This is a genomic window from Streptomyces sp. NPDC020731, assembly GCF_044334705.1.
Lineage (GTDB): Bacteria > Actinomycetota > Actinomycetes > Streptomycetales > Streptomycetaceae > Streptomyces.
The window spans coordinates 268,482-291,853 of record NZ_JBIRTN010000005.1; the positions used below are offsets into that span (position 1 = coordinate 268,482).

General features: G+C 72.4%; 21 protein-coding genes. 15 read left to right on the forward strand and 6 right to left on the reverse strand.

The genetic code is table 11. The features are described 5' to 3' along the window. The first annotated feature begins 151 nt into the window (after positions 1-151). From ACH4VX_RS10180 to sucD, 3 genes are all read left to right on the forward strand, one after another. Positions 152-1,210 (forward strand): hypothetical protein, encoded by a 1,059-nt coding sequence (locus ACH4VX_RS10180; RefSeq protein WP_398366889.1) that lies wholly within the window; start codon positions 152-154, stop codon positions 1,208-1,210. A 591-nt stretch (positions 1,211-1,801) separates the two neighbouring features. Further along, positions 1,802-2,980 carry an ADP-forming succinate--CoA ligase subunit beta gene (gene sucC, locus ACH4VX_RS10185; protein ID WP_398366890.1) on the forward strand — a complete coding sequence of 393 codons (1,179 nt, stop codon included), beginning with the start codon at positions 1,802-1,804 and terminating at the stop codon, positions 2,978-2,980. Positions 2,981-3,001: 21 nt separating this feature from the next. After that, on the forward strand, positions 3,002-3,886 hold the full coding sequence (gene sucD, locus ACH4VX_RS10190) for a succinate--CoA ligase subunit alpha (RefSeq protein WP_398366891.1): 885 nt from the start codon (positions 3,002-3,004) through the stop codon (positions 3,884-3,886). A gap of 79 nt (positions 3,887-3,965) precedes the next feature. Here sucD and ACH4VX_RS10195 read toward each other — a convergent pair whose 3' ends face one another. After that, a complete protein-coding gene (locus ACH4VX_RS10195; RefSeq protein ID WP_398366892.1) occupies positions 3,966-5,135 on the reverse strand; it encodes a sigma factor-like helix-turn-helix DNA-binding protein in 1,170 nt (389 codons plus the stop codon). Between the two features lie 96 nt (positions 5,136-5,231). On the opposite strand from ACH4VX_RS10195, the gene ACH4VX_RS10200 reads away from it, so the two are divergent. Continuing rightward, positions 5,232-6,860, forward strand: a complete 1,629-nt coding sequence (locus tag ACH4VX_RS10200) for a DUF6350 family protein (RefSeq protein WP_398366893.1) — start codon at positions 5,232-5,234, stop codon at positions 6,858-6,860. Between the two features lie 9 nt (positions 6,861-6,869). Here the strand turns inward: ACH4VX_RS10200 and ACH4VX_RS10205 are convergent, their stop codons facing one another. Further along, entirely contained in the window at positions 6,870-7,655 is a 786-nt protein-coding gene (locus ACH4VX_RS10205; RefSeq protein ID WP_398366894.1) for a hypothetical protein, read from the reverse strand. A gap of 373 nt (positions 7,656-8,028) precedes the next feature. Between ACH4VX_RS10205 and purN the strand changes: the two genes are divergently transcribed. Together purN and purH are read left to right on the forward strand one after the other, a co-directional pair. Beyond that, positions 8,029-8,667, forward strand: coding sequence for a phosphoribosylglycinamide formyltransferase (gene purN, locus ACH4VX_RS10210; RefSeq protein WP_398366895.1), 639 nt, complete (start codon positions 8,029-8,031; stop codon positions 8,665-8,667). Continuing rightward, positions 8,664-10,226 (forward strand): bifunctional phosphoribosylaminoimidazolecarboxamide formyltransferase/IMP cyclohydrolase, encoded by a 1,563-nt coding sequence (gene purH / locus ACH4VX_RS10215; RefSeq protein ID WP_398366896.1) that lies wholly within the window; start codon positions 8,664-8,666, stop codon positions 10,224-10,226. Before purN ends, purH begins: the two co-directional genes overlap by 4 nt. Positions 10,227-10,277: 51 nt before the next feature. Here purH and ACH4VX_RS10220 read toward each other — a convergent pair whose 3' ends face one another. The 3 genes from ACH4VX_RS10220 to ACH4VX_RS10230 all read right to left on the reverse strand — a co-directional run bounded on the left by ACH4VX_RS10220 (position 10,278) and on the right by ACH4VX_RS10230 (position 12,525). Continuing rightward, positions 10,278-11,036 (reverse strand): ALF repeat-containing protein, encoded by a 759-nt coding sequence (locus ACH4VX_RS10220; protein WP_398366897.1) that lies wholly within the window; start codon positions 11,034-11,036, stop codon positions 10,278-10,280. A 476-nt stretch (positions 11,037-11,512) separates the two neighbouring features. Beyond that, positions 11,513-12,040 (reverse strand): hypothetical protein, encoded by a 528-nt coding sequence (locus ACH4VX_RS10225; protein WP_398366898.1) that lies wholly within the window; start codon positions 12,038-12,040, stop codon positions 11,513-11,515. A 122-nt stretch (positions 12,041-12,162) separates the two neighbouring features. Then, the gene (locus tag ACH4VX_RS10230; RefSeq protein WP_398366899.1) at positions 12,163-12,525 is read right to left on the reverse strand and encodes a hypothetical protein; all 363 of its coding nucleotides are present in this window, start codon (positions 12,523-12,525) and stop codon (positions 12,163-12,165) included. Between the two features lie 348 nt (positions 12,526-12,873). Here ACH4VX_RS10230 and ACH4VX_RS10235 point away from each other — a divergent pair, with 348 nt between their 5' ends. From ACH4VX_RS10235 to ACH4VX_RS10245, 3 genes are all read left to right on the forward strand, one after another. Beyond that, positions 12,874-13,344: a peptidoglycan-binding protein gene (locus ACH4VX_RS10235; protein ID WP_398366900.1), complete on the forward strand. Its 471-nt coding sequence runs from the start codon at positions 12,874-12,876 to the stop codon at positions 13,342-13,344. A 643-nt stretch (positions 13,345-13,987) separates the two neighbouring features. Then, complete coding sequence (locus tag ACH4VX_RS10240) at positions 13,988-14,287, forward strand: alkaline phosphatase PhoX (protein WP_398366901.1); 300 nt, start codon at positions 13,988-13,990, stop codon at positions 14,285-14,287. 144 nt (positions 14,288-14,431) lie between these two features. Beyond that, positions 14,432-15,457 (forward strand): ArsR family transcriptional regulator, encoded by a 1,026-nt coding sequence (locus tag ACH4VX_RS10245; RefSeq protein ID WP_398366903.1) that lies wholly within the window; start codon positions 14,432-14,434, stop codon positions 15,455-15,457. A 119-nt stretch (positions 15,458-15,576) separates the two neighbouring features. On the opposite strand, the gene ACH4VX_RS10250 is transcribed toward ACH4VX_RS10245, so the two are convergent. After that, positions 15,577-16,170, reverse strand: coding sequence for a hypothetical protein (locus ACH4VX_RS10250; RefSeq protein WP_398366904.1), 594 nt, complete (start codon positions 16,168-16,170; stop codon positions 15,577-15,579). Between the two features lie 282 nt (positions 16,171-16,452). On the opposite strand from ACH4VX_RS10250, the gene ACH4VX_RS10255 reads away from it, so the two are divergent. The 6 genes from ACH4VX_RS10255 (at position 16,453) to ACH4VX_RS10280 (ending at position 23,369) form a co-directional block, all read left to right on the forward strand. Then, a complete protein-coding gene (locus ACH4VX_RS10255) occupies positions 16,453-17,307 on the forward strand; it encodes a bifunctional methylenetetrahydrofolate dehydrogenase/methenyltetrahydrofolate cyclohydrolase (RefSeq protein WP_398366905.1) in 855 nt (284 codons plus the stop codon). Next, positions 17,297-17,803: a DUF3017 domain-containing protein gene (locus tag ACH4VX_RS10260; protein WP_398366906.1), complete on the forward strand. Its 507-nt coding sequence runs from the start codon at positions 17,297-17,299 to the stop codon at positions 17,801-17,803. The genes ACH4VX_RS10255 and ACH4VX_RS10260 overlap by 11 nt, the downstream gene beginning before the upstream one ends. Before the next feature lie 605 nt (positions 17,804-18,408). Beyond that, complete coding sequence (locus ACH4VX_RS10265; protein WP_398366907.1) at positions 18,409-19,590, forward strand: DUF2690 domain-containing protein; 1,182 nt, start codon at positions 18,409-18,411, stop codon at positions 19,588-19,590. Between the two features lie 435 nt (positions 19,591-20,025). Then, positions 20,026-21,015, forward strand: coding sequence for a malate dehydrogenase (locus ACH4VX_RS10270; RefSeq protein WP_398366908.1), 990 nt, complete (start codon positions 20,026-20,028; stop codon positions 21,013-21,015). 223 nt (positions 21,016-21,238) lie between these two features. Continuing rightward, positions 21,239-23,023 (forward strand): hypothetical protein, encoded by a 1,785-nt coding sequence (locus ACH4VX_RS10275; protein ID WP_398366909.1) that lies wholly within the window; start codon positions 21,239-21,241, stop codon positions 23,021-23,023. After that, entirely contained in the window at positions 23,013-23,369 is a 357-nt protein-coding gene (locus ACH4VX_RS10280; protein WP_398366910.1) for a hypothetical protein, read from the forward strand. The genes ACH4VX_RS10275 and ACH4VX_RS10280 overlap by 11 nt, the downstream gene beginning before the upstream one ends. Positions 23,370-23,372 lie beyond the last annotated feature (3 nt).

Genomic DNA, 23,372 nt, shown 5'->3' on the forward strand with positions numbered 1-23,372 from the left:
CGGACTCGGGCCGGTGAAAACGGACATGAGTACCCATCGGTAACGGAGGGCTTGCGCAACCTCGGGAGTCGCGTGCGAGTATCGACGCCGTTCGATTCGGGACCCGCGAAGTGTCTCCAGCCGTCCCGCCGTCCGGGAGGACCCGCCCCTCTTGATCCGGTCAGCAGCCGTGCCCGGTGCCGCTCTGCGCGCGATGCGCACGGTGGCGGGGCGGCGTGCGGTCCAGTTGGCCCTGCTGGTGGGCGCGGTGTTCGTGCTCGGCGTGCTGTGCGGGGAGGGGGCGCGGGCGGCGGACGGCGGGCCGGCGGAGAAGGCCTCCTCCACCATCGGGGCCTTGGCATCGGCCGATCCGGGCACCCCGCCCGACTCGAACGGTCCCGCGCCGGTCATCGACGTCCTCACCGCGCCGCGCCCGGACGCGGCCGCCCCGGCCCGCCCGCTGACCGAGACCGTGGCCCGGCCCGTGGACGAGCGGGTCGTACGGCCGGTCGGGGACCTGGCCGACGCGGTGACCGACCGGCTGGACGAGTCGACGCCGGGGCAGCTCCCGGCTCTGCCCGAACTCCCCGCGCTGCCCGCGCTCCCTGGCCTGGAGCAGCCCGCGCTCCCTACTCTGCCCGTGCTCCCCGCCCTGCCAGCCCTGCCCAGCCTCCCAGCCCTGCCCGCCCTGCCCGCGCTCCCCGGCCTGGAGCAGCCCGCGCCGCTGCCGGAGCTCCCGCACCTGCCCGACGCGCCGGAGCAGACGCTCCCCGGGCCGAGCACGCCCGCCCCGCAGCCGGGCACCTCGACGCCGCCGTCCGACGCGCCCGGGCAGGACGCCCCGGACGAGTTGAAGGGGCCGGACGGACCGTCCGGGACCCCGGAGCCGGTCGCGGGCCCCGGAGCCCACGGTCCGGAGTCCACCCGTGCCGGCGGCGCGACCCAGGCAGAGCACGGACACCGGCCCGCGCGGGACGCCGTACGGGCCGGGGAAGCCGGGGACGCCGGCCCGGCCCCCGCACCGCACACTCCCGGCACTCCCGCCGGTCAGCCGGACGGCACGACGGGCAGCCGCTCGGCCGTGGACCACGGCACACCGCGACACGGTGACGCGTACGCCGTCACCGCGCATCACCGGCCGCCGCTCCGGCTCGTACCCGGCCCCACCGTGCGCGTCGAGGCGGCCGGCACGCGGGCCCCGTACCGGGACGTCCCGGTCTCACCCGCTTAGGGACGGAGCCCTCCCCTCGCTGCGGACACGTGCGCGCGAGGGCGGCGCGGCAGCCTGCCCGACCGGGCGGCCCTCCGGGCCCCGGCGGAAGCCGCCGCGGCCCCTCCCGTGCCGGTCCGACCGCACGTACCCGTGTCCCCACCCGTACCTGACTCGCGGGTAACAAAGGACTTCGCGGGGCATCAGGACCCGGACAGCCGAAAGCCGTCGGTCTGTCCGGTCGGAACCTCGTGGAGGGGTGGCCGGCCCCCATTGGGGTGGGGGCCGGCCACCCCGCATCCCGGAGAACGGGGCGTTCACCGCCCCTCCGGGCTGTTCGAAAGGGCCTCACCGGGCCAACCCCAGCCCGGTGAGGCCCCTCACGCCCGGCACGCCGTGCCAGGGACGGCGGCATCATGTGACAGGTATCACCGCTCACGTGTGACCCGCGATTTAGAGAGGTCACCCAAGCGGCGATAACCTGCGAGACGGACATGCCGCGCGCTCGGACACCGTGTGCGCCTCCCTTGTGACACGGCGGACGTCACGTTGCCCTTCGCGGCACGCCCACGCACCCAACGACCGCGAGATCACTGATAGGGACGGAAGCGCGTGGACCTGTTCGAGTATCAGGCGAGGGACCTCTTCGCCAAGCACGATGTACCGGTGCTGGCCGGTGAAGTCATCGACACGCCTGAGGCGGCCCACGCAGCCACCGAGCGTCTCGGTGGCAAGTCCGTCGTCAAGGCCCAGGTGAAGGTCGGCGGCCGTGGCAAGGCCGGCGGCGTCAAGCTCGCCGCGACCCCGGACGAGGCCGTCGCCCGCGCGACGGACATCCTCGGCATGGACATCAAGGGCCACACGGTCCACAAGGTGATGATCGCCGAGACGGCCCCGGAGATCCTGGAGGAGTACTACGTCTCCTTCCTCCTCGACCGCGCCAACCGCACCTTCCTCTCCATCGCCTCCGTCGAGGGCGGCATGGACATCGAGGAGGTGGCGGCCAACCGTCCGGAGGCCGTCGCCAAGACCCCGATCGACGCCAACGAGGGTGTGACCCCCGCCAAGGCCCGCGAGATCGTCGAGGCCGCGAACTTCCCGGCCGAGGTCGCCGACAAGGTCGCCGACGTCCTGGTCACCCTGTGGAAGACCTTCGTCGCCGAGGACGCGCTCCTCGTCGAGGTCAACCCGCTGGCCAAGGTCGCCTCCGGTGACGTCATCGCCCTGGACGGCAAGGTCTCCCTGGACGAGAACGCCGAGTTCCGCCAGCCGGAGCACGAGGCCCTGCAGGACAAGGCCGCGGCCAACCCGCTCGAGGCGGCCGCCAAGGAGAAGAACCTCAACTACGTCAAGCTCGACGGTGAGGTCGGCATCATCGGCAACGGCGCGGGCCTCGTCATGAGCACCCTGGACGTCGTCGCCTACGCCGGTGAGGCGCACGGCGGCGTCAAGCCCGCCAACTTCCTCGACATCGGTGGTGGTGCCTCCGCCGCCGTCATGGCGAACGGCCTGGAGATCATCCTCGGCGACCCGGACGTCAAGTCCGTCTTCGTCAACGTCTTCGGCGGCATCACCGCCTGCGACGAGGTCGCCAACGGCATCGTGCAGGCGCTCCAGCTGCTCGCGGACAAGGGCGAGGAAGTCACCAAGCCCCTCGTCGTCCGCCTCGACGGCAACAACGCCGAGCTGGGTCGCAAGATCCTCTCCGACGCCAACCACCCGCTGGTGCAGCGCGTGGACACCATGGACGGCGCGGCCGACAAGGCCGCCGAGCTCGCGGCCGCGAAGTAAGGGACGAGGGACAGAACAGCCATGGCTATCTTCCTCAACAAGGACTCCAAGGTCATCGTCCAGGGCATGACCGGTGCCACGGGCATGAAGCACACCAAGCTCATGCTGGCCGACGGCACGAACATCGTCGGTGGCGTGAACCCGCGCAAGGCCGGCACGTCGGTCGACATCGACGGCAACGACATCCCGGTCTTCGGCACGGTCGCCGAGGCGATGGAGAAGACGGGCGCGAACGTGTCCGTCCTCTTCGTCCCGCCGGCCTTCGCCAAGTCCGCGGTCGTCGAGGCCATCGACGCCGAGATCCCGCTCGCGGTCGTCATCACCGAGGGCATCGCGGTGCACGACTCCGCCGCCTTCTACGCGTACGCCGTGGAGAAGGGCAACAAGACCCGGATCATCGGCCCGAACTGCCCGGGTCTGATCACCCCCGGCCAGTCGAACGCCGGCATCATCCCGGGCGACATCACCAAGCCGGGCCGTATCGGCCTGGTCTCGAAGTCCGGCACGCTGACGTACCAGATGATGTACGAGCTGCGTGACATCGGCTTCTCCTCGGCCGTGGGCATCGGCGGCGACCCGGTCATCGGCACCACGCACATCGACGCGCTCGCCGCGTTCGAGGCCGACCCCGACACCGACCTGATCGTGATGATCGGTGAGATCGGCGGCGACGCCGAGGAGCGGGCCGCGGCCTACATCGCGGAGAACGTGAAGAAGCCGGTCGTCGGCTACGTCGCGGGCTTCACCGCACCCGAGGGCAAGACCATGGGCCACGCCGGCGCCATCGTCTCCGGCTCCTCCGGCACGGCCGCCGCGAAGAAGGAGGCCCTCGAGGCCGCCGGCGTCAAGGTCGGCAAGACGCCGACCGAGACGGCGAAGCTGGCGCGCGCGATCCTCGCCGGCTGAGCGGACGGCACCGAGCGACACCGTACGGGTGGGCCCGTTCCCCGCAGGGGGACGGGCCCACCGTCGTCTCCGGCCACGGCTATCGCGCCTGCGGTGCCAGCCGTTCCGGTCCCCGCGGCAGCTCCTCCCGCAGCCGGGCGCGCAACTCGCGCTGGTCCTCCGACAGGGGCCCGGGTGCCACCCGCGGCGGAACGCCCCGCACCGTCCCGCCCGGTGGCACGGGCGGCTCGTAGCGGGTCGGGGCCGTACGCAGGGTGAGTGCCGTGGTGCCGATCAGCACGACCGTGAACGCGACGGCGGCCCGGGTCCAGATCCTCGCCCGGCGCTCGCTGGCGTCGCGCACCACCGGCGGTTCGGCCGCCCGCAGCCGCCCGGTGGAAGCCAGCTCGGCCAGCCGCCGGTGCAGCTCCCGCGGGTCCGACAGGTCCGGGAGCCGGGCGGCGACGGCCTCGCGCGCGTGCGTCAGCCGGCCGGCCGCCGCCCGGGTGCTGGCCTCCGTCTCCGCCGCCGTCTCGGGCAGGCCGAGGCCGAGGCCGTCGTACAGCAGGAGCGTGCGGCGGTACGGCGGCGGCAGGTGCAGCAGGACCTCCAGGAGTGCCCGGTCGTCCTCGTCGGGGGGCGGCGGTTCGGACTGCCGGTGGCGGCGGCGGTACCGGTGCCACGGGGAGAGCGCCCACTCGTACGCCGCCGCGCGCACCCAGCCGGCCGGGTCCGGGTCGCGGGCCACCTCGGGCCAGCGGTCCCAGGCCAACTGGAAGGCGCGCTCCACGGACTCGCGGGCGAGTGTGCGGCGGCCGGTGAGCAGATAGGTCTGCCGGACGAGGGCGGGGGCGCAGAAGGAGTACAGGGCGTCGAAGGCCTGAGCGGGTGTCAGCCCCGGGGAGGTCTCGGGGGTCTCGGAGGAGACGGAGGACGGCGGGGGCGCCTGCGCGAACTCTCCGGAACGGCCGTCGCCGGCCGGCTTGTCCACGCGCACCGTCACCACCTCTGTGGCCTCCTTCTCCCGACGGACGGACGGGGACTCCCGCGTCCCCGCACCGGCGGCCCCTTCCGCCAGGCCGGCCAGCAGCTTCGCGTACGCCTCCCGGTTCCGGCCGCGGGGTGCGCTGCGGCCGGACTCCCACGCACGCACCGTCTCGGGCCGGACGCCCACGCGTTCCGCGAGCTGAGGCCGTGTCAGTGAGGCCGTCTCACGCAGGCGTCGGCGTTCGTCGGGTGGGGGAAGCGGGGTGGCGGGGCTCCATGTCACCGGGTGCCCCTCCGTCCGGAAAAGTACATAAACGTATATTGAGCGACACAACCGTGCTTCGCCCGTTACGCCGGGAAAGCGCGTGTCGTTGGGAGCATGGCGGACGTGACCCAGATGACCGCTCGCCGTACGACGCCGGCCGCCCTGCTCACCCGCATGCGTGACCGCTCGCCAGGGCTTGCCGCCGGCCTCCTCGGCGGCGCCCTCGCGGCCGGACTGGGGCTCGCGGCGCTCACCGTGCTCGTGATCCTGCTGTGGATCAGCTCGCCCTACCCCGACAGCGGACCGGGCGGCGCCCTGCACATCGCGGCGGCGCTGTGGCTGCTGGCGCACGGCGCCGAACTGGTCCGCACCGACACGCTCTCCGGCGTCCCCGCACCCGTGGGCGTCCCGCCGCTGCTGCTGCTCGCGCTGCCGGTGTGGCTGCTGCACCGGGCGGCCCGCGACGCGGCGGAGGGCGGCGCGGGCGGTGCGGGCCGGGAGGCCCCGCTCGTCCCCGGCCGTACGGCGTGGGCGGGCGTCCTCCTCGGCTACCTCGCCGTCGGCACTCCCGCCGCGCTCTACTGCGCGGGCGGTGGGCTGCGGCCGGCGTGGGAGTGGACCGCGGTGTGCGTGCCGCTGGTCGCCGGACTGGCCGCGGGGACGGGGGTGTGGACGGCGTACGGCCGTCCGAGCGGACCGCTGGAGCGGGTGCTGGGCGCGGTGCTGCCCAGGGGCGTACGCCATCTGGTCCGCGGACCGGACGGCCGTCCCGGAGTCGTGGCACGGGCGGCGGCGGCCGGGGCGACGGTGCTGGCCGGCGGCGGGGCGCTGCTGCTCGCGGTGTCGCTGGGGTGGCACGGCGGGGAGACCCGCCAGGCGTTCCTGCGGCTGACGGAGGGCTGGTCGGGATGGCTGGCGGTGCTGCTGCTCTGCGTCACGCTGGCGCCGAACGCCGCGGTGTGGGCGGCGGCGTACGCCCTCGGCCCCGGTTTCCTCCTCGGGACCGGCACCCGGGTGACCCCGCTGTTCTCCCCGCCCGCCCCGCCACTGCCGCCGTTCCCGCTGCTCGCGGCGGTGCCGGACGCGGGAGCGGGGACCCCGTCGAACTGGGTGGCGGCGGCGCTGCCGGTGGCGGCCGGACTGGTGGCGGGGTGGTTCGTGGGACGGGGTGCCGCGAGGAGCGGACCGGCGCCCGCCCCGGCCTGGACCCGTGGCCGGACCGCCGGGGCGGCGGGACTGGCGGCCGTGCTGTGCGCGGCCCTGCTGTCCGCGCTCGCCGCGCTCGCGGGCGGGCCGCTGGGGGTGGCCGCGCTCTCCCGGTTCGGCCCGGTGTGGTGGCAGGTGGGAGCCGCGGCACTGGCGTGGCTCACGCTGGTGGCGGTCCCCACGTCACTGGCGGTACGGGCCTGGCGCCGCCGCCCGCCCGGAGGCGAGCCGGGGGACCGGCTCCCGGGGCCCGCATCACCACGAAACCACCGGGGGCCGGGCCACCGGCTCCTGGAACCCGGCACGCCACGGGACCGCCGTGTCCCGGCGGAGGCGAAGCCCGCCCCGCCACTCCCGCGCGACGCCCCCGACAAGCCGTACCTGCCCCGCCGCACCCGGGATTCCGCCCGCGCGGCCCAGGGCCCCGCGGCCCAGGACCCCGCGTCCGACCTGTGGGACTGGGACATGCCGTTCGGCGTGCGGGACGCCGGCACCGCCTCCGGGGAGGAGGACCCCACGCCCGGCGCCCAGGAGTGAGAGCGGGTGTCAGTCGCCCTCCCCCAGGAGGCCGCGCAGCTGCTCCGGGAGGAGATCGTCGCAGGACTGGCGGGCCTCCTGGGTGAGGGCGTCCTGCGTGCAGGTGTAGTAGTCGCTGTAGACCAGCTGGGCCGTGAAGGACGCCACGACCAGGGCGAGCGCCAGCGACCCCGTGACCAGTCCGCTCACCGCGGCCGTGGTCTGCGGGCGGCCCTTCGGCTCGGGCGCCGGGACGTCCGGGTCCTGGGCGCGGGGCTTGGCGCGCAGGGCGCTGATGCCCCAGTACAGGGCGAGCGCTCCCAGCAGCAGCGCGACGTAGGGCCAGCTGAAGAGGCCGAAGAAGAAGGCCCACATGCCGGACAGCAGCGCGTACCGCGCGCGGCGCTGGGCCGGGTCCGTGGGGTCCCAGCGGGTGCCGGGCCCCTGAGGGCCGCCGCCCTGCCCCTCGGGGCCGCGCGGGCGCTCGCCGAAACCGTCGGGGGAGCGGCCGGGCTGCCGGTCGCTCCAGTTCCGGCCCCAGGAAGAGCGGCCGCCGCCCTCCCCGCCGGACGGGTGCCTCGGCTGCCAGGGCCGGTCGGGAGTCCCCTCCGGCGGCGGCGCGAACGGGTTGTCGTCCTGGGAGCCCTGCGCGCCCTCGGAGCCCTGGGCCCCACGGCGTCCGTCGTCGCCGCTGCCCCCGCCCTGGGGCGCGTCGGGCGGCGAGGCGGGGCGCTCCCGCAGCAGCACGGTGCCCCGCTCCCCTCCCCGGGCGGACTGCTGGGGGAACGTGAGAAGTCGCGGGCTGCGGTCCGGCATCAAGTGAGCGTCTTCCCCTTAATGAAGCACGGCGTGGTCCGGCGTGACCGCCTCGCACGACGTATCGACTACGACTGGGCTGGTGAGCCGGCGCGTTCCCGTCGGCTCTTCGCGGCCCGGGTCCGTCATCCTGTGAACGCCCGGTGCACGGTTCGCGTTCCCACGCGCCCCGACGTCCCAGGGCCGGCTCTTCCCAGACGCTACCTTCCGGCCACGCCCCCGTCCCGTGAGGGCCGCCCGGTGTGCCGGTATCGTTGCTGACGGTCGGCCGCTTCGTAGGCTTCCCCGTATCCGGGAGCGCGAAGCATTCGTGTGAATGTACAAAGCGCTGTGCCGCCGGCCGTGCAGACGCTCCCCGAGAAAGGGCCCCACCGTGGCCGCCAAGCCCGTGGCCGAGCGCGCCAGGCGTCTCGTCGTGCTGGTCTCCGGATCCGGCACCAACCTCCAGGCGCTCCTCGACGAGATCGCCGCCACCGGCGTCGAGACGTACGGGGCCGAGATCGTGGCCGTCGGCGCCGACCGCGAGGGCATCGAGGGGCTGGCCCGCGCCGAGCGCGCCGGGCTGCCGACCTTCGTGTGCAAGGTCAAGGACCACCCGACCCGCGAGGAGTGGGACGCGGCGCTCGCCGAGGCCGTCGCCGCCCACGAACCCGACCTCGTGGTGTCCGCCGGGTTCATGAAGATCGTGGGCAAGGAGTTCCTCGCGCGCTTCGGCGGGCGGTTCGTCAACACCCACCCCGCCCTGCTGCCCAGTTTCCCCGGAGCCCACGGCGTACGGGACGCGCTCGCGTACGGCGCCAGGGTCACCGGCTGCACCGTCCACTTCGTCGACGACGGCGTCGACACCGGGCCGATCATCGCGCAGGGCGTGGTGGAGGTCCGGGACGAGGACGACGAGAGCGCTCTGCACGAGCGCATCAAGGAAGTCGAGCGAAGGCTGCTCGTCGAGGTCGTGGGGCGGCTCGCCCGCAACGGCTATCGCATTGAGGGACGAAAGGTAGTTATCCAGTGACCGCCGAGAGCAACAAGCGGGCCATCCGACGGGCGCTCGTCAGCGTCTACGACAAGACCGGCCTCGAGGACCTCGCGCGCGGCCTGCACGAGGCCGGCGTGGAGCTCGTCTCCACCGGGTCCACCGCCGCGAAGATCGCCGCCGCGGGCGTCCCCGTCACCAAGGTCGAGGAGCTCACCGGGTTTCCCGAGTGCCTGGACGGCCGCGTCAAGACCCTGCACCCGAAGGTCCACGCCGGCATCCTCGCCGACCTGCGCCTGGAGGACCACCGGAGGCAGCTCGCCGAGCTGGGCGTGGAGCCGTTCGACCTCGTCGTCGTCAACCTCTACCCGTTCCGCGAGACCGTCGCCTCGGGCGCGACGCCCGACGAGTGCGTGGAGCAGATCGACATCGGCGGCCCGTCCATGGTGCGCGCCGCCGCCAAGAACCACCCGTCGGTCGCCGTCGTCACCAGCCCCGCCCGCTACGGCGACGTCCTCGCCGCGGTCCGGGGCGGCGGCTTCGACCTCACCACCCGCAAGCGGCTGGCCGCGGAGGCCTTCCAGCACACTGCCGCGTACGACGTCGCCGTCGCCTCCTGGTTCGCCTCCGAGTACGCCCCCGTGGACGACTCCCGGTTCCCCGACTTCCTCGGCGCCACCTGGGAGCGCAAGAACACCCTCCGCTACGGCGAGAACCCGCACCAGCCGGCGGCCCTGTACGTATCGGGGACGGGCGGCCTCGCCGAGGCCGAGCAGCTGCACGGCAAGGAGATGTCGTACAACAACTACACGGACACGGACGCCGCCCTCCGTGCCGCGTACGACCACGACGGCCCGGCCGTCGCGATCATCAAGCACGCCAACCCGTGCGGCATCGCGACCGGCGCGGACGTCGCCGAGGCGCACCGCAAGGCGCACGCCTGCGACCCGCTGTCGGCGTTCGGCGGTGTGATCGCCGTGAACCGTCCGGTCAGCAAGGAGATGGCCGAGCAGGTCGCGGAGATCTTCACCGAGGTCATCGTCGCGCCGGACTACGAGGAGGGTGCCCTGGACGCCCTCACCAGGAAGAAGAACATCCGGGTGCTGCGCGCCCCCGGAGCCCCGGCCGCCCCGGTCGAGGTCAAGCCGATCGACGGCGGTGCCCTGCTCCAGGTCACCGACCGCCTCCAGGCCGAGGGCGACGACCCGGCCACCTGGACGCTGGCCACCGGCGAGGCCCTGACCGAGGCGGAGCTGGCCGGTCTCGCCTTCGCCTGGAAGGCGTGCCGCGCGGTGAAGTCCAACGCGATCCTGCTCGCCAAGGACGGTGCCTCCGTCGGCGTCGGCATGGGCCAGGTCAACCGCGTCGACTCCGCGAAGCTGGCGGTTGAGCGGGCGGGCGCCGAGCGCGCGGCCGGTTCCTACGCCGCCTCGGACGCGTTCTTCCCGTTCCCCGACGGCCTGGAGATCCTCACCGAGGCCGGGGTGAAGGCCGTGGTCCAGCCCGGCGGCTCGGTCCGCGACGAGCTGGTCGTCGAGGCCGCGAAGAAGGCGGGCGTGACGATGTACTTCACGGGCACGCGCCACTTCTTCCACTGACGGTTCCCTCCGCCCGGCCGCCGACACGGGCGGCCGGGCGGACGCGACCCCCTACTCGTCCACCTCGTACCGGCCGGTCTCCAGGAAGTACCGCAGTTCCTCGGGCGTACCGTCGATGACCTCCTCGGCCGCCGCGCGGAGCGCGTCGCTGATGTCGGGGTCGGCCAGCATGCGCGCGACGGCGACGCGGTCGTCCTCCGCCTGGGCGAGGCGGTAGCCGGTCTCCAGGAAGGCGCGTGCCTTTTCCGGGGTGGGCGCGTCGAGGAGTTCGTTGATCTCGCGGGTGACGCGCTTGCCGGCGTAGGGCTTGCCGAGGATCGTGAAGATGGCGACGAGGTCGTCCTCGTACTGCGCGAGGCGGTAACCGGTCTCGAGGAAAGCACGTGCGGCCTCCGGGGTGCCCGCCTCAAGGGCTTCGACGGCTGCGCGCTTGACGCCCTTGCCGGAGTCGGGGTCTCCCAGGATGCGGAAGATGGCGACCTGGTCGTCCTCGAACTGCGCGAGGCGGTAGCCGGTCTTCAGGAAGTCGCGCATGTCCTCCACGGTGCCGCCGAGGGCTTCAGTGGCTTCGCGCTTGACGCCCTTGCCGGAGTCCGGGTCGGCCAGGATGCGGGCGATGGCGGAGCGGAGTTCCTCCTCCGACATCTCGTCCACCGGCGTGCCGGGCTCGTCCGCCGCCGCCGCCGCCGCCGCCGCCGTGACGGCGACGGACGAGGGCGCCGCGTCGGCGGCGAAGGCCGGACCGGTGAGAAGGAGGGCCGGCGCGAGCGCCGTGGTGGCCACCAGCAGAACACCTCGGGTCAGTCTCATACGTGAACCTGCCTACCGGGTAAGGGTTTTCATGGAGGACGGCGGTTGCCGACCCGCACATCCTTTCACCGCTCCGTGCCGAGGATCACTGCCGGAAGCAGGCAGTCCCTGACGCTCCGTCATTGCCCGTCCACGCCCGCACCGCGCACCGTTCCGGGTGTATCGAGGGTCACCAGGAGCCCGTCATGTCGAGAGGGCCCGGGCAGAGTCCGGGCGCCCCGTCGGCCGCGGCACCCTCACCCGGCCCGAACCCGGGCACGGAACGCCCTCTCGGACCTGCCCGCCACCGATCCCGAGCCGACGTGATCACCGGCGCGAGCCAGTGGCTCGAAGCCCTCCCGGATCCCGGCTGACAGCAGCGGTACCCACCCTTACCGGCCCGGTCGCCCGTGGGGCCGTGGAACCCGGCGCTCACCCGGCGCAACAGCCGCCCCCGCACCGGCGCCGGCCGCTTTCCGGCACGACCGGCCCGAGAGTCAGGCAACGACGGTGTACCAACCGGTTATCGGATCGGTCAGCTCCTTGTCGTCGTAGATGCGGAGCTGGACCTCGGTGCCCTCGTCGATGTCGTCGTCAGGGGCGAGCTGGACCGAGTTGGAGTCGATCACCGTCGAGGCGCCCGGTGCCCAGTACTTCGCGTCGACGGCGTCCGTGAACGGGCCTTCGTCCCACTTCAGGCGGACGTAGATCGTGTCGCCGTCGTTGGCGCCGTCGTAGACCCACAGCACTTCGTCGTACGGGTGGAACTCGACTTGGGCGACGGTCGTGCCGCCCTTGTAGATGTGCATTTTGAGGGCCTTGCCGCCGACGTCACGCTTGAAGAAGGTGCCGTCGAGGTCGTTCGCCCAGTCCTCGAGGGCACAGGTGTTCAAGCACTGGCCGGTGTCCCGGGTCCACACCTGCTTCGAGAGGTCACTGTTGGTGTAGGCGGTGGCCGGGGAAGCGGCGAGCCCGGTACACACGGCGGCGATGCCGAGTGAGAGAACCGCAGACTTGATGCGCATGAACATCGTCCTTTTCCGATCCGTTGTCGCGTTTCTGGCTGCCTGTGGGAATCGCCCCTCTCTCCGGGCGATACCGCCGACGCGTATGGCTGCGCGGGGGAGGAGCCCGCGAAAGAACATGCTCAGTCCAGCCACCGCAACTCCGTGGAATGCACGGTGCAGTCGGCGCAGCCCTTGTGCTGCGCTCTGGTGATATGGCCGCCCGAGCTCGAAATCTCCGCCTCGGTCGAGCTGTGCACCCATGACGTCCACCCGCTGGAGGTGTGAGCGCGGACCCAGGCGTCGCCCTTGCACGTCCCGGAGTCGTTCTTTCTGGTAAGCGCGTACGTCGTGCCGACCGCTCCGAAATACACGGTGTCGCAGCTTCTCCTCCACTTGATGTTGTCTTCTCCCGCGGAGATGATGCTGTCGGCGGCGGCGGTGGTCGTGGTGAGCAGGAAAGCCGCGGCCGCTGTACCGAGAACTGTTGCGGTACGCCTGAACATAATGGTCGATCCTCCTGAGCGGGTGCAGGTTCCGGGGCTTTCGGGAATTGTTCGCCGAATGCGTTGCCGGACATCCTCGCAGGGCAGGAGTCGGCGCGGACAGGCGCTTTCCGCACAGCTCAAAAGCCCAGGTCGTGGGCATTCAGTGACGGTGGGATGTGACGCCCCTGACAGCTGGGACCGCTGAACGCCCACCGGTGAGGAAACCGGTGCCCGTCGTCCTCCCGTCGTCCTCCCGCGCACAGAAGATGAACTGGGCTTTTGCGGTGGGACTCACGTGTGTTGCCGGGCTGATGGCGGGCTGCGAGTCTGCCGTTGTCACAGGAGCCCGCAATCCCGGGAGAATTCATGAAGAAGAAGAGCACGCCTCGCAGCAGTGCCGTCCTGACCGTCGCCGCCGTCGTGCTGTCGGCACTCGGCTCCGGCCTGGCCGGCGCGTCCGCCGCCACCGCCGCCACCGCCGCCTCCTCGGCCGGATGGTGCAACGGCAAGACCTACGACACGTTCCCCAGCGGCGCCAAGGGCTATGTCCCCACCTACAACGGCAAGTGGAACTGCACCATGTCCAGGGGCGCCAGCGGGGAGCATGTCGAGGTGCTCCAGCGGACTCTCAAGGACTGCTACAACCAGCGGATAACCGTCGACGGTCAGTTCGGTCCCGCCACCGAGACGGCCCTCAGGTACGCCCAGAACATGACCGACCCCATGTACCCGGCGAACATCGAAGGGGACGGCGTCTACGGGCCGATCACCGCGGAGTACCTTTCGCACTACGCCACGAAGTCCGGCAGTACGCGCTGCAGCTCGCTGCACGGATAGACGCAGAACGGAATTCTGCCGCGCACCGGAAAGCGAATCAGTGGTTCATCGATCACCACGGGGCCACCCGGACCGTCCTCGGGGCCTTGGAGACCCCGGAAGGGAATGTTCATCCACTGCGCGGGCAGCTTCTTTTCGTTCTCTCCGGACAGCGGAGAGGACCGCCGGACGGGGATCGCCGAAATCCGGGAGGGCCACGCCCTTTGCCAGGACGTGGGCGATGTCGAGTACGACTTCGGCGGCCTGTCCGGGGAACGATCTGCGCTCCTGGGCGCAGGCCGGTGTGCCCGGGCCGACCCGGTCCGTCGCCTCTCGGCGGGAGGCGGTCAACGGTCCGGGGTACGCACCGGCGTCGGTGGTGGACGGCGACGTCGGAACGGCCGCGGTGAAGGCCGTGCGGCAACACCTGAACGCGCGGACACCACCGAGGGTCCACAGAACGCTTCCCGCCGGGGGAGGTTCCGATGCGTGAGGAGTCGGCGAACGCCGCGCACCGCGGAACCGCAGGCCCGTAGCGCCGGACGGTCCTCGTCGACGGCGCGCCGGGCAGCCGCGGGGCTGCCCGGCGCGGACGGGTCCGCCTCGGCGCCGCCTGCCACCGGCACGGGGCCCGGCGGGCCCTCACTCGGGGACTTTCGCCCCGGTGCCGGCCGGTGAGGCGGACACCGTCACCGTGCCCGGCGCCCGGGCCGTCCACCGGGCGGCCGGGAACAACGCCCTGCCCGCCGTCGGCACCGGCACCGTGCGCCGCATCCTCACCGCGCCACGCGGGGCCGAGGCCACCGGGGTCACGGCGACACCGGACGGGCAGACGCTGTTCGTCAACATCCGGCATCCCGGCGAGCGCACCACGCGCCGGGGCACACCGGTCGGCAACCGGCCCGACCGGGAGCCGCCCGGACGTCCTCGCTCCGCCGCCATGGCCGTCCACCGGTCGCGCTGACGCCCCGGCAGTCCTGGCCACCTGCCCGTTGAACCCCCGTTTATCGGATCCTGATCCCGGCTTCCTACGATCGTCCGGCCGACCCGCGCCGGGTGACCGCTGGTGCGCCGCAGAGCAGGATCCGAACGCAACGGGGGAAACGACATGCTCCGCATTCACTTCACCGACGTGGATCTGGCCAGGACCCGGCTCGCCCCCGCTCCCGATCCGCTCTTCGAGATCACCGCGAGCCTGCACCGGCTCCAGTCCCGGAGGGGGCGGTGGGCCTACGCCGGGTGGTATCGCACCGCACGGGAACAGATGCGGGAGAAGGGGCTGGAGCGGGTCCTGCGGAGTGTCCTGCTGCCGCTGTACCCGAGGGCCGCGTACTTCCCGGATTTCCTCACCCCGGTCGACGCCGTGGACGGTCTGGACGCGGGACTGGAGTCGATTCTGGCCACGCCCCCGGAACGGGTCATGGAGGAGATCGACATCCTCGACCGGACCGTCGGAGCACCCGCCTGGAGCAGGCAACTGGCCGAGCACACGGCGCGCGAGCGGTTGGTGAGGGTGCTGCGCGCCTACCACGGGACCGTCATCGGCCCCCATGGAGAGCATGTGCAGGCGCGTATCGAGGCGGAGCGCGCGGCACGCTGCCGCGGGCTGCTCGACGGTGGGGTGGAGGGCATGCTCGCCGGGCTCGGGCCGATGCTGCGCTGGCGTCCTCCCGTCCTGGAGGTCACCTACCCCCGGCAGACAGAGGACCGGGACCTGCATCTGAACGGCCGTGGGCTCACGCTGGTCCCCTCGTACTTCAACTGGGGCGAACCGGTCGCCTACGCCGACCCGGGACTTCCGCCCGTGCTCTGGTACTCGTTGCTCCACGAGCCCGAGGCCCGCCGCCCGAGCGCCGACGATCCCGAGCGGTCCCTGACGAACCTGCTCGGGCGCGCCCGAGCGGTCGCCCTGCGCGTCGCGTCCGGCGGCGCCACGACCGGTGAGATCGCCCGCGCCGCCGGAGTCTCGGCTTCTGCCGCCAGCCGGCACGCCACCGCGCTGCGCGACGCGGGACTCGTCACCACGGTCCGCAACGGCCCGGCCGTGCTGCACACCCTCACCCCCACGGGCGCCTCCGTGCTGCGTGCCGCCCTGCGGAAGGCGGACGAGGACGCCGCGGACACGCCGGCCTGAGGCGGGTCCCCCATCTCCGCCGTCCCGGTCGGACCAGGGCCACGCGCGAGGGCCGTGTCTCCCCCGGTCGGATGAGACACGGCCCTGTGGCGGTGAACGGCGTGAACCCGCCCGCCGGTTCAGTAGCGCGGTCGCCTGAACCATTCCGCGCTGGGGCGCTTCGCGGCGAAGACGATCAGCAGGATCGCGACCACCATGATGAGCAGACCGAGGCCGTACGCGGCGATCATGAAGATGCCGCTGATGATCGCGAACGAGCCGTAGACGATCGAGCAGACGCGGACGCCGTTGCCGCCCTTGGCGTACTGCAGCAGCAGCACCAGGCCGAGGACCGCGAAGACGGCGGCCAGGCCCAGGAAGAAGACGACGACGCCCTTGCCCAGGTCGGCGAACCGCTCGGCTTCGGCGTCACCCGTGATGCCGGCTTCGGCCATCGTCTCGTCCCACTCGGACAGCGCGTATCCGTACATCGCCGTGATGATCAAGTGGGCCAGGACGACAACGCCGAGCATGATCTGCGCGGCGCGCGTGATGCCGGGCATCCGGGTGGGGATGTGACCGCCGCCGTACGGCTGGGACACCGGTGGAGCGGCGGGGTAGCCGTAGCCCTGTTGCGGGACACCGGGCTGCTGCGGGTAGCCATAACCCGGGTTGCCGGCCGGCGGCTGCTGGGGTGGCTGCCCGTAGGGGTTGTTCGGGTCGCCGAAACTCATGGCGGTTCTTCCTCCGTTGCGCTCCAGGTGCGGGGACGACGCAGGGCTCGGCGCGGAGGAAGTTCTACAGATGCGGTCCGTCCCCCCGGTTCTGCCCGCGGCACTGTGTCCTCATCGTTCTTGACCGTTCCTTTCCTTGTCCAGGCGTACGTCGTATGTGTTGTGCAAGTGCAACATCGCGATCTTGGCCGGAAACTGGCGATACGTGATCGGGAGGTGCCGCGGTCGCCCGGAATGCGGGCGGATTGGAACAGGGGGCCGGTCATCCGCGAGGATGGGGTCATGACCGCCCAGATTCTCGATGGCAAGGCCACCGCAGCCGAGATCAAGTCCGATCTGACCGCCCGCGTGGCGGCACTGAAGGAGAAGGGCGTCACGCCCGGCCTCGGCACGATCCTCGTCGGGGAGGACCCCGGCAGCCAGAAGTACGTCGCCGGAAAGCACCGCGACTGTGCCCAGGTGGGCATCGCCTCCATCCAGCGCGAACTGCCGGGTACGGCCACGCAGGAGGAGATCGAGGCGGTCGTCCGCGAACTGAACGAGGACCCCGCCTGCACCGGTTACATCGTCCAGCTGCCGCTGCCCAAGGGCATCGACGAGAACCGCATCCTCGAACTGATGGACCCGGAGAAGGACGCCGACGGCCTCCACCCGATGAACCTCGGCCGTCTCGTCCTCAACGAGCCGGCCCCCCTGCCCTGCACCCCCAACGGCATCATCACCCTGCTGCGCCGCCACGGCGTGGAGATCAAGGGCGCCGAGGTCGTGGTCGTCGGCCGCGGTGTGACCATCGGCCGCCCGATGCCCCTGCTGCTGACCCGGCGCAGCGAGAACGCCACGGTGACCCAGTGCCACACCGGCACCCGCGACCTGTCGGCCCACCTCCGGCGTGCGGACATCATCGTGGCCGCCGCGGGCAGCGCCCACCTGATCCGCCCCGAGGACGTCAAGCCGGGTGCGGCCGTCCTCGACGTCGGTGTCTCCCGCAGCGCCGAGGGCAAGATCATGGGCGACGTCCACCCGGGCGTGGCCGAGGTGGCCGGCTGGGTCGCCCCGAACCCCGGCGGCGTCGGCCCGATGACCCGGGCCCAGCTGCTGGTCAACGTGGTCGAGGCGGCGGAGCGCAGTGTCGGCTGAGCGGAACGCCCCGGACGCCCCGGGCACCACCGAGGAGCGGGAGCGGGCCGAGGACATCACGGTCCGCGACCCCGTCAGCGCGCCCGACGCCGAGGGCAGGCCGCGCCGCGCCACCCGGCGGTTCCCCCTGTTCACCAGGGACACCGCGCGTCCCGAGGGCGGGGGCAGGGCGGCCCCCCGTGACGCCCCCGCGCCCGCCCGTCAGTGGCCGATCCTCTCCGTGCTGCTCACGGTCGGACTGGGGCTGCTGCTGACCGCGCTGGACCAGTTCCGGCTGGGCACGCTGCTGGTCGGCGTGGCCCTGCTGGCCGGGTCCGTGCTGCGCTGGCTGGTACCGGACGTCGGCATGCTCGCGGTGCGCTCCCGCTTCACGGACATCGTCACGTACGGCGGGCTGGGCCTGGTGATCGCGCTGCTGGCGCTGATGGTGCAGCCGCATCCGCTGCTGGAGATCCCGTTCCTGAAGGACACGCTGCACTTCACGGTCGACAGCTAGGGGGTGTCGTTCGGGTCAGGCCGGCTTCAGGCGACGGCGCCTCACAGCCGTGCCGGACCCCGCGACCCCGGCAAGATCCAAACGGCATCTCCCAGGTCCCGTCGAACGGCGGCCCGTCCACACCCCCGTGAGGGGACGGGCCGCCGCCGGTCACCACACTCCTGCACCGTGAAGGACCTGTTCAACGGCTGTCCGGCCGCTGTGGCACGGAAGTGACCGTTCCGCTACGTCCCCCGGAATCCCCGTACATCCTTGCGATGAGTCCGTATGTGACCGGCCTGTGTCGATGTGTTGACAAACCCGCCGTGGCGCGACGAAGTGGTGGGACAGTGGACCGGCGTGAACAAACGGGACGGTCCGGACGTCCCGTGCGCAGGTGCCTGGCTCCGTTCGGCCGAGGGGGCGACCGATGGGACACTGGACCGCGAGTGAGTAGGCGTGCGACGGTGACTGCCCGCGGCCCTGATGCTCCCGTGCGCCCCCACCCTGGGAAACTGAGACCCTGCCTGGCGGCATCCTCGTGGGTAGCCACAACGGGGACTCGGCAAGGGGCACCATGCGCGAGGGAACAACCAGCACCAACCGGGGGGAAGAGGGGGGAAGCAATGCCTCGTTGGAAGGCCTTGCCGGATGAACTGGATCCGCAGATCAGGGAGTTCACGAGCCAGCTCAGGCGGCTCGTGGACCGCAGTGGCCTGAGCGTCGCGTCGGTCTCCGACCGCACGGGCTACAGCAAGACGTCCTGGGAGCGTTATCTGAACGGCCGGCTGCTCGCGCCCAAGGGCGCGATCGTGGCCCTGGCCGAGGTCACCGGGACCAACCCGATGCACCTGACCACCATGTGGGAGCTCGCCGAGCGCGCCTGGAGCCGCTCGGAGATGCGTCACGACATGACGATGGAGGCGATCCGGATCTCGCAGGCGCGCGCCGCGCTCAGCGAGCTCGCCGGCCCGTCCTCCGGCTCGGGCGGCAGATCCGCCGGCAAGGGGGGAGCCGCGGTCCGCCCGGGCGTCGCGGGGCCGGCCGGGGTCGCGCCGAGCGTGCCGCCGCAGCCGACCGCCTCGGACGTGCGCGACGCCACGGGTGGCGTACGGGAGGACGGCACGCGGGACGGTTCGTCCGGGACGAACTCCTGGGGGGTCGCCGCGCCGGCGGACTCGCCGCCGGCCGGCCGCCGCGGCTCCGGGGCCGCGGCGGCCGGGCGCACGCCGGGGCCCTCCGGAACGTACGGCGCACCGCCCCCGGGCACGTCCGGCCACGGCCGCCAGGGCGGCTCCGGCCGTTCCGGCGGCAAGCGGCGGACGTCGACGTTCATCGCCGGAGCGGTGGGAGCGCTGGTGGTGGTCGCCGCCGCGTTCTACGTCGTCGGCACCGAGGACGACAAGAAGAAGGACGAGGCCCAGAAGTCCCCCTCGCCCACCGCCACCGTCAGTGTCGACCTGCCCCCCGGCGTGAAGTGCAGCGGCGACGCCTGCGCGGGCAAGGACGCCGAGGCCATGGGGTGCAGCGGCGACCTGGTGACCACGACCCGGACCGCGACCGTCGGCGCCACCACGGTGGAGGTCCGCTACAGCGAGACCTGCGCCGCGGCCTGGGGACGCATCACGCAGGGCGCGCAGGGGGACGAGGTCGAGATCAGCGCGGGTACGGCGAAGAAGCAGAGCGACAGCATCACCGCCGCCGGCGACACGGTCACGTACACCCCGATGGTGCCGGTGAAGAGCGCGACGGACGCGAAGGCCTGTGCGGTGCTGGCCGCCACCGGTGAGAGGGGCTGCACCGAGTAGCGTCCCCGCACCCGGCTCGGCGCGCCACATGTATGAGTCCATACGGGCTCATATGTGTGGGGGAAGCGTGGGGGCGCGCATGGGGCGGCGAAAGGTGGGCACGCGGAAAATACCCCCACGGGAATCCGGCACGGTCGGCCCCCGGCGGCGGCCGCCCCGTCCCCACCTCTCCCGGACGGAGCGGCCGCCCTTCACGCACCCGCTCGGCTACCCGTGTACCCGGACCGTCACTCTGTGGGGCGGGCCACAGGGAGCCCGGCCGTCCGTGCCCGCGGATGCGCGATAGCCTGACCGCTGGATCTCTCTTGACGCCAAGAGATCGATCATCCGAACCGATGATCGATCACCGTGGTGGACACCGGTCACGAGCCGGAGCGGGATCCCGCACCCCGGGGCAGGGACCGCCCCACCGCCAGCTGTCATACGGAGAACGCCATGACCCGCACTCCCGTGAACGTCACCGTCACCGGCGCGGCCGGCCAGATCGGTTACGCCCTGCTCTTCCGCATCGCCTCCGGCCAGCTGCTCGGCGCGGACGTGCCGGTCAAGCTGCGCCTGCTGGAGATCACCCCGGCGCTCAAGGCCGCCGAGGGCACCGCGATGGAGCTGGACGACTGCGCGTTCCCGCTCCTGCAGGGCATCGACATCACGGACGACCCGAACGTGGCCTTCGACGGCGCCAACGTCGGCCTCCTCGTGGGCGCCCGCCCGCGCACCAAGGGCATGGAGCGCGGTGACCTCCTCGAGGCCAACGGCGGCATCTTCAAGCCGCAGGGCCAGGCCATCAACGCCCACGCCGCGGACGACATCAAGGTCCTGGTCGTCGGCAACCCGGCCAACACCAACGCCCTGATCGCCCAGGCCGCCGCGCCGGACGTGCCCGCCGAGCGGTTCACCGCCATGACGCGCCTGGACCACAACCGCGCGCTGACCCAGCTGTCGAAGAAGACCGGCGTCCCGGTCTCCGAGATCAAGAAGCTGACGATCTGGGGCAACCACTCCGCCACCCAGTACCCCGACATCTTCCACGCCACGGTCGCCGGCAAGAACGCCGCCGAGGTCGTGAACGACGAGAAGTGGCTGGCCGAGGACTTCATTCCGACCGTCGCCAAGCGCGGTGCCGCGATCATCGAGGCCCGTGGTGCCTCGTCGGCCGCCTCCGCCGCCAACGCCGCCATCGACCACGTGTACACCTGGGTCAACGGCACCGCCGACGGCGACTGGGCCTCCATGGGCATCCCGTCGGACGGCTCCTACGGTGTCCCGGAGGGCCTGATCTCCTCCTTCCCGGTCACCGTGAAGGACGGAAAGTACGAGATCGTCCAGGGCCTGGAGGTCAACGAGTTCTCCCGCGCCCGCATCGACGCCTCCGTCAAGGAGCTCGCGGAGGAGCGCGAGGCGGTCCGCGGTCTCGGCCTCCTCTGACCCGACCCGCTCCAGGGCCCAGGCCTTGCAGGGCCCCGTACCGGTTCCGCCGGTGCGGGGCCCGTTGCGTGCGCCCACCGGGCCAGCCTATGGCCAAAGATTGACGCATATCACATGATCGCGATATTGACATTTCGGTTTCCCTCCCTGTAGTGCTCCCCCTATGCTGATGCCCCTTCAGCTCAGCGGTCACCACAGACCCTTACGCACTCGGGGGATCGGCATGAGTACCGCCTACGTGCCGCCACAGCCGCACCGCACCGACGCCCCGGCGCCTCCGCATCCGGAGCCGCCGCCCTTCCCGCCGCACGCCAGCGAGGCGACCCGGCTGCTGTGCGCGGGGACCTACCAGGACACGGAGTACCGGGACCGCGTCATCGAGGAGCTGTACCTCAACGAACAGCGGATCGTCGCCCCGTCGCTCGGCTTCGACGCGGCCCGCGTCCTCATGCACGCGCTGCGGGCCCGGCGGCAGGAACTGCTGTGGTCCGCCGCCGTCATCGGGCTCTGGGTGGTGGGCGCGCCGCTGAGCGGCTGGCTGCTCGGCGGTCTGATGGCCGCCAGTCTGCTGCTCGCGATCGCCCCCTGGCTCCGGGGCGGCGCCGAACAGCCACCGGTGTACCGGCTGTTCGCCGCGTTCGTGGCGCGCTGGTACGGACGCCTCTCCTTCGCCGCCGTCCTGCTCCTCATGGTCGGGGCCGCGTTCGGTGCCGGCTCCGAGGACGGGTCCGGCTCCGGTTCGTCGTACGACCCGTACGACCCCTACGGTTCCGGCAGTTCATCGGGTCCGGCGTCTTCGGTGAGCTCCGACGCCCTCGGCGTGCTGTTCCCGGGCTTCGGTGACGGCAGCGCGTCGATCGAGGTCTGGCAGGCCTGGCTCGGGATCGGCGTGCTCGTCCTCATCGCCCTGTGTGCCGCCGCCCGGCGCGACCGATTCGCCCGGGCGTTCGCCGCCGAACTCTCCCCGCAGCGCTTCCCGGACGTCACGGCCGACCCCGCCGAGCGGGTCGAGGGAGAGCGCCTCGCCCGCCTGACGCACCGCATCCGGCGCGAACAGCACGCCCCGCTGATCATGTACGACGAGGCCCGCCCGTTCTGCGGTGCCGGCACCCCGTACGACACCTGGGTGCTCGCCGTGGAACTCCGGCCGGACGAGGACGCCGGGCAGCAGCCGCTCGACAACCGGACGATCCTCGAAAGCGTCCGGCCCCTGCTCGAACAGCTCCGGATGCCCGCCCCGCACGCGGAGGCCGCCGTACGCGACCGGCTGCGCCGTCTGGAGATCGACGAGTGCGTGTTCCTGCCCGTCGAGGGGCTGGCCGACCGCGACCAGGCCCCCTATTCGCCGCAGGTGTTCGACGAGCACCGCCGGCGGGCCGTCGAGGAGGGCGGCGAGAAGCGGCGGCACTTCCTGCGCATCCGGGTCGGCGGCTGGGAGGAGGAACTGGTCGTCACGGTCTTCGTGCGCGTCCACACCCAGGGCCGCATGCTCATGCTGGAGGTCGCCCCGCACGTTCTGAACCCGGTGCGCGCCGAGTTCAAGGAGGCCGACCGCACCTCCCACCGGCTGCTCCACGACAACGTCCTCGGCAAGGCCGCCGGGGCCCTCGCCCTGGTGCCCGGCTCGGCGGGCCGTTCCCTGGTCGCCCTGGGCCGGGGCGCGCTCCACGGATGGCGGCTGCTGGCCGGCGGTCACTCGGGGGCGCTGCCCGACGGACCCGCCCTCTCGGTGCGGGAACTGGCCGCGGCGGACAGCGCGTCCACGTTCCAGGACATGGACGTGGCCCGTTATCTGCGGAGCATCCAGGACCGGATCGGGCGTGGGGTCCGGCAGGCGCTGGCCGACGCCGGTTACGAGACCGGCGAGTTCGTACAGAAGATCGTGAACATCAGCAACGGCGCCGTGCACATCGACCGGGTCGAGGGCTCGACCTTCGCCATCGGCGAGAACGCGAGCGCCGCCGGTGGCACGGCACCGCGGAAGGGGAGCTTCGACGATGACAGGTGAAGAGCCGAACGTCCGGATCGGGGACGTCTCGCAGAGCACCTTCGCGATCGGCACCGGCGCGCGCGCGGTGGGCGGCCACTACGGCGTACCGGCGCAGCGGGACGAGGCGGCCGAGGAACTGCTGGAGGCGGTACGCGCGTTGCGTGCCGATCTGTCCCGGGTACGGCAGGGCGAGGAGACGGCCCGGCTGGACGAGGCCCTGGCGGACACCGAGGACGAGATCAACCGGACCGGAGCGGCGGGCGAGGGCCGGCTCGGGCGACTGCGGGACCTGCTCGCGGACGCCCAGGCCCTCACGGCGGTCCTCGCCTCGGCCGGCGCCGTGGCGGGCCTGCTCGGCATCTGACGC

Bases quoted from the DNA above. Each gene is read 5' to 3' on its own strand.
- sucD (WP_398366891.1), top strand. From the start codon at position 3,002: ATGGCTATCTTCCTCAACAAGGACTCCAAGGTCATCGTCCAGGGCATG.
- ACH4VX_RS10200 (WP_398366893.1), top strand. From the start codon at position 5,232: ATGGCGGACGTGACCCAGATGACCGCTCGCCGTACGACGCCGGCCGCC.
- ACH4VX_RS10205 (WP_398366894.1), bottom strand. From the start codon at position 7,655: ATGCCGGACCGCAGCCCGCGACTTCTCACGTTCCCCCAGCAGTCCGCC.
- ACH4VX_RS10220 (WP_398366897.1), bottom strand. From the start codon at position 11,036: ATGAGACTGACCCGAGGTGTTCTGCTGGTGGCCACCACGGCGCTCGCG.
- ACH4VX_RS10225 (WP_398366898.1), bottom strand. From the start codon at position 12,040: ATGCGCATCAAGTCTGCGGTTCTCTCACTCGGCATCGCCGCCGTGTGT.
- ACH4VX_RS10230 (WP_398366899.1), bottom strand. From the start codon at position 12,525: ATGTTCAGGCGTACCGCAACAGTTCTCGGTACAGCGGCCGCGGCTTTC.
- ACH4VX_RS10235 (WP_398366900.1), top strand. From the start codon at position 12,874: ATGAAGAAGAAGAGCACGCCTCGCAGCAGTGCCGTCCTGACCGTCGCC.
- ACH4VX_RS10245 (WP_398366903.1), top strand. From the start codon at position 14,432: ATGCTCCGCATTCACTTCACCGACGTGGATCTGGCCAGGACCCGGCTC.
- ACH4VX_RS10250 (WP_398366904.1), bottom strand. From the start codon at position 16,170: ATGAGTTTCGGCGACCCGAACAACCCCTACGGGCAGCCACCCCAGCAG.
- ACH4VX_RS10255 (WP_398366905.1), top strand. From the start codon at position 16,453: ATGACCGCCCAGATTCTCGATGGCAAGGCCACCGCAGCCGAGATCAAG.
- ACH4VX_RS10265 (WP_398366907.1), top strand. From the start codon at position 18,409: ATGCCTCGTTGGAAGGCCTTGCCGGATGAACTGGATCCGCAGATCAGG.
- ACH4VX_RS10270 (WP_398366908.1), top strand. From the start codon at position 20,026: ATGACCCGCACTCCCGTGAACGTCACCGTCACCGGCGCGGCCGGCCAG.
- ACH4VX_RS10275 (WP_398366909.1), top strand. From the start codon at position 21,239: ATGAGTACCGCCTACGTGCCGCCACAGCCGCACCGCACCGACGCCCCG.
- ACH4VX_RS10280 (WP_398366910.1), top strand. From the start codon at position 23,013: ATGACAGGTGAAGAGCCGAACGTCCGGATCGGGGACGTCTCGCAGAGC.